Annotated in this window: 6 protein-coding genes; 1 reads left to right on the forward strand and 5 read right to left on the reverse strand. The window is 78.3% G+C overall.

The window, feature by feature from the left end; all coding sequences use genetic code 11:
- Together panC and AC5FZL_RS15520 are read right to left on the reverse strand one after the other, a co-directional pair.
- A partial coding sequence (gene panC, locus AC5FZL_RS15515) for a pantoate--beta-alanine ligase (protein WP_493619783.1) occupies positions 1-606 on the reverse strand: 606 nt, incomplete at its 3' end.
- Positions 603-1,568 carry a Rossmann-like and DUF2520 domain-containing protein gene (locus tag AC5FZL_RS15520; RefSeq protein WP_493619784.1) on the reverse strand — a complete coding sequence of 322 codons (966 nt, stop codon included), beginning with the start codon at positions 1,566-1,568 and terminating at the stop codon, positions 603-605. The genes AC5FZL_RS15520 and panC, both read right to left, overlap by 4 nt.
- A 66-nt stretch (positions 1,569-1,634) precedes the next feature.
- Here AC5FZL_RS15520 and AC5FZL_RS15525 point away from each other — a divergent pair, with 66 nt between their 5' ends.
- Positions 1,635-2,378 (forward strand): methyltransferase domain-containing protein, encoded by a 744-nt coding sequence (locus tag AC5FZL_RS15525; RefSeq protein ID WP_493619785.1) that lies wholly within the window; start codon positions 1,635-1,637, stop codon positions 2,376-2,378.
- Here AC5FZL_RS15525 and AC5FZL_RS15530 read toward each other — a convergent pair.
- From AC5FZL_RS15530 to AC5FZL_RS15540, 3 genes are all read right to left on the reverse strand, one after another.
- Entirely contained in the window at positions 2,310-3,932 is a 1,623-nt protein-coding gene (locus AC5FZL_RS15530; protein ID WP_493619786.1) for a PH domain-containing protein, read from the reverse strand. The two genes, AC5FZL_RS15525 and AC5FZL_RS15530, sit on opposite strands and share 69 nt — an antisense overlap.
- Positions 3,929-4,411 (reverse strand): PH domain-containing protein, encoded by a 483-nt coding sequence (locus AC5FZL_RS15535; protein ID WP_493619787.1) that lies wholly within the window; start codon positions 4,409-4,411, stop codon positions 3,929-3,931. Before AC5FZL_RS15535 ends, AC5FZL_RS15530 begins: the two co-directional genes overlap by 4 nt.
- A gap of 56 nt (positions 4,412-4,467) precedes the next feature.
- The coding region (locus AC5FZL_RS15540) for a hypothetical protein (RefSeq protein ID WP_493619788.1) at positions 4,468-4,681 on the reverse strand (214 nt) is incomplete at its 5' end.

Raw genomic sequence — 4,681 nt, forward strand, 5'->3', positions numbered from 1 at the left:
CAGGGCGACCTCGCGGTCGAACGCGCTCAGGTGGGCGTTGCGGCTGGACAGCGCCAGCCCGTCGGCGTCGCGCACGGTGGGCACGGCGTCGACGGTGACCCCCAGGTCGAGGTCGCGCACCATCCGGCGCACCAGCAGCAGCTGCTGGGCGTCCTTCTGCCCGAACAGGGCCAGGTCGGGGCGCACGAGGTGGGTCAGCTTGGTCACCACGGTGAGGACGCCGTCGAAGTGGCCGGGCCGCGAGGCGCCCTCGAGGACCTCCCCCAGCGCTCCGGCGGTCACGCGCACCACGGGGTCGCCGTCGGGGTAGACGACGTCGGGGCTCGGCGCGAAGACGAGGTCCGCCCCGTGCTCGGCCAGCAGCGCCAGGTCGGCGTCCAGGGTGCGCGGGTAGCGCGAGAGGTCCGCGCCGGGACCGAACTGCAGCGGGTTGAGGAAGATGGTCACGACGACGCTCGCGGCCCGCTGCTTCGCCTCGCGCACGAGGGCGGCGTGGCCGGCGTGCAGCGCCCCCATCGTCATCACCACGGCCACCGGCCCCGGCAGCGCGGCGCGCGCCTGCGCGAGCTCGGAGCGGGTGCGGGCGAGGAGGGGGGCGGGGCTCACGCCGGGGAACCGTACGCCGGGCCGCCCTCGGACGGGGGTGAGGGCTCGGCCAGCGCGTCGAGCACCCGCCCGGCGGCGTCGGGGCGCAGCCGCCCGGAGGCCAGCGCCCGCTGGGCGGTGGCGCGGGCGAGCGCGAGGTAGGTGGCGAGGACGTCGGAGCCCGCCAGGCCGTCCCCGACCGCCCGGGCGAGCACCTCGCGGTGCTGGACGACCGTGCCGGCGTCCCCGCGCGCCACCGGCCCGGTCAGCGCCTCGTCGCCGCTGCCGAGGGCGCCGTCCAGCGCCGCGTGCAGCAGCGGCCCGAGCACCCGGTCGGTCGGCTCGACCCCCGCCGCGCGCAGCACCTCCGCCGCCTGGGCGACCAGGGTGACGAGGTGGTTGCTGCCGTGGGCCAGCGCCGCGTGGTAGAGCGGGCGGGACTCCTCGGGCACGACGAGCGGCTCGGCACCCATCTCGACCACGAGCGCCTGCGCGACCGGCAGCACGGGCGAGGGGGCGCTGACCCCGACGACGCAGTCGACCAGCCGGGTCAGGTCCAGGCTCGTGCCGGTGAAGGTCATCGCCGGGTGCAGGGCCAGCGGGATGGCGCCGGCCGCGCGGGCCGGGGCGAGGACGCCGACGCCGTGGCGGCCGCTGGTGTGGACGACGAGCTGCCCGGGCTGCCAGGTGCCGGTGGCGGCGAGGCCGGCGACCAGGTCGGCCAGGGCGTCGTCGGGGACGGCGAGGAGGACGAGCTCGGCCCGCTCCACGACGGCCGGCACCTCGAGCACCGGGACGCCGGGCAGCAGCGCGTCCGCCCGCTCGCGGCTGGCCTCGGACACGGCGCTGACGCCGACGACGGCGTGGCCGGCGGCGCGCAGGGCGGCCCCCAGCACGGCGCCGACCCGGCCGGCGCCGACGACGCCGACGCCGAGGCGTCCGGGACGGCGCTGCGGCGTGCTGGCTCCGGGGGGCAGGCTCACGCCGCGAGCGTACGCAGCGGCGCGCCAGCGCACCGGCCGCGGACCGGCGCCCGTAGGCTCGCCCGCGTGGGACGCCACGAACGGGTCGTCGAGCTCGCCCGCCTCGACGAGGACGGCCTGACCGCCGCGGACCTCGGCTGCGGCACGGGCCGCACCGTCCGCGCCCTGCTCGACGCTCCCACCGGGCGCCCCCCCGCGGTCGTGCACGCCCTCGACCACGTCTCCGCGCTGGACGACGACCTGCTGGCCGACCCGCGCGTGCGCAGCCGGATCGCCGACCTGGACGGCCCGCTGCCCCTGGCCGAGGGCGAGCTCGACCGGGCGGTCTCGCTCAACACGGCCGAGCACCTGGCCGACCCGGTCGCCCACCTCGACGCCGTGCACCGCGCGCTGCGCCCGGGCGGCCTGCTCGTGCTGGCGCACTCGGACTGGGACACCGCGCTGTTCACCAGCAGCGACGACGCGCTGACCCGCGCCCTCGTCGACCGCTTCGTGGCGGCCGTGCCGCGCTGGGCCGACATCGCCGACGGCTTCATGGGCCGCAAGCTGCTCGCCCTCGCCGCGGCCAGCAGCGCCCGCGGCGCGGCCTGGGAGCTCGTGGAGGTCACCTCCTGGGCCGATCCCCACCGCCGCTTCGACGACGGCTCGCTGGCCTGGAAGGTGGCCACCGGGGTGCTGTCCACCGCGCAGGACGACCCGGCGCTGGCCGCCCGCGCGGCCGGCTGGCTCGAGGGCCTGCGGTCACTGGCCGCTGCGGGGCAGTTCCTCTTCACCGTCACCGACGTGGCCGTGGTCCTCCGCCGCCGCTGAGGCGACCGGCGCCGGCGGCCGCGCCGCCCGCGCCTCCATCCAGCGCTCGGGCCCGGCGGCCGCTCGAGCGCGCCGGGCGCGCCCGGCCTGCTCCTGCAGCAGCGACGCGGCCACCTGGGCGTCGAGGTGCGCGGCGGTCGGGCTCACCGGTCCGGGGGTGGAGTGGGCGTGGAGGGTGGCCAGCCCCAGGCGGCGCTGCAGCGGGCCCTGCACCAGGCCGAGGGACTGGGTGCGCTCGTGGGGGACGACGTCGAGCTGGCGGCCCAGGCGGCCGCGGCGCACGAGCAGCGCGTGCTCGGTGACGAGGACGCCGTGGCGGCGCCAGCCCACGGGATCCAGCCCCCGGGCCCGGCGCGGCGCGACCAGCCAGCCGCCGTCCTCGCCGACGCCGTCCAGCCCCCGCTCGACGTCGCGCCGGAAGGCCGCGCCGGCGTCCACCTGCACGGCCTCCGAGGCCGGGTCCAGCAGCGCCGGGAGCACCAGGGCCAGGACCTCCTCCGCCTCGGCGCGGGTGGCCACCGGCACCAGCAGCGAGGGGTCGCCGCCGGTGCTGCTCGAGGCGCCGCCGTACCCCGCGACGTTGACCTGCAGCCTCCACCAGCCCGCCCGCCGCCACAGCAGGGGCTGCGAGAGCCGGACCGCCTGCACCCGCCCCGGGGGCACCGTCTGGGTCCGGGTCTCCAGCAGGCCGTGGCGCAGCCGCAGCCCGTCACCGGCGACCGCCACGCGCCAGGACGCCGAGCGCGTGAAGGAGGCCCACAGCGAGGCGGCCACGCCCAGCAGCGTCGGCCCCGCGCCCACCAGCAGCAGCTCGGGGCTGCCCACCACCACGGCCGTCGCCCCGAGGGCCACGAGGAAGAGCACCAGCACGATCGTGGCGCTGGACAGCGCCAGCGAGCCGAGCAGCCGCGGCAGCGGCACCTCCACGACGGTGCGGTCGCTGGCCTCGGGTGCGTCCTCGCTGTCGTAGTCCAGCCCCGCCGACCGGGCCAGCAGCGTGTTGCGCAGTCGCTGCGCGTCCGCCTCGCGCAGGTACGCCAGCCGGACGTCGGAGCCCGAGCCGCCAGCCACCTCCAGCCGCAGCTCGGCGAAGCCCAGCACGCGCGCCAGCAGCGGCTGCACCACGTCGACGGCCTGCAGCCGGTCCAGCCGCGCCGAGCGCTGCTGGCGGAAGACCACACCGGTGTGCAGCCGCACCGCCTCGGCGTCCACCTGGTAGCGCGTCATCCGCCACGCCAGCGCCGAGACGGCCACCGAGACCACCACCGCCGCGACCAGCACCCCCAGGGCGATCAGCAGCTCGAGGTGGCCCGGCAGGTCCGCTCCGCCGCCCGTCATGGCGTCGGTCCCTCGCTGCTGGCCGTAGAGGACCAGGAGCACCACGAGCACCCGCCAGCTGCGCAGCACGGGGGTGACCGGGTGCAGCCGCCGCCACGGCGCCTCCCCGACCGGTCCCGCACCGGCGTCCGCCGGCTCGCGCCCCGGCGCCTGCACCGGCTCCTGCACCGGCTCCTGCACCGGCTCCGCCTCCGCGCCCGCCTGCGGGGAGGTCACAGCCCGGCCAGCCGCGACTCGCCCCGGTGCGCCAGCCGGTCGCGCAGCCGGGCCGCCTCCTCGGGGACCAGACCGGGGATCGAGGCGTCGCTGCCCGCCGACGCCGTGTGCAGCTGGACGGTGGCGATCCCCAGCCACCGGTCCAGGGGCCCCGCCGAGACGTCCACGTACTGCATGCGCCCGTAGGGCACCACCACCAGCGAGCGGAACACGATCCCCTTGCGCAGGAGGAGGTCGTCCTCGCGCTCGGCGTAGCCGACCGCCCGCACCTGCCGCGCCTGCAGCGACCACAGCCACGCGCCCCAGGCCGTCCAGACGGCGGCGCCGGCCCACCACCACCAGCCGCCGAGCACCACCCCGAGCACGACGAGGGCCACGAGGGGCAGCGCCACCGGCAGGAGCAGGGCCAGCCGCCGCGCCGTCACCAGGCGCGGGGAGACCGGCGTCCAGGCCACGTCGGGAAGGTCGAAGGCATCCATGTCCGCTCCAGCCTGCCCGTCCCGACCGACCCGCACCAGCCCCCGTCCGAGGGAGGTCAGCCGGCGTGCGCCGACGTCACCAGCGCCGGCACGGCGGGGATGCCACCGGTGTCGGGGCCGGTGCCCGAGTCCCACAGCTCGCGCAGCGCGTCGATCTCGAGCTGGCGCTGGGCAGCGGGCTCGAGCTCGAGCTCGACGACCTGCTGCTCGGCCGAGACCGCGAACAGGCGCGCCGGCACCGTCGCCGCGGCCTCGGGCAGCGCGCGGGTC

This window comes from Quadrisphaera sp. DVD1, from assembly GCF_058932755.1.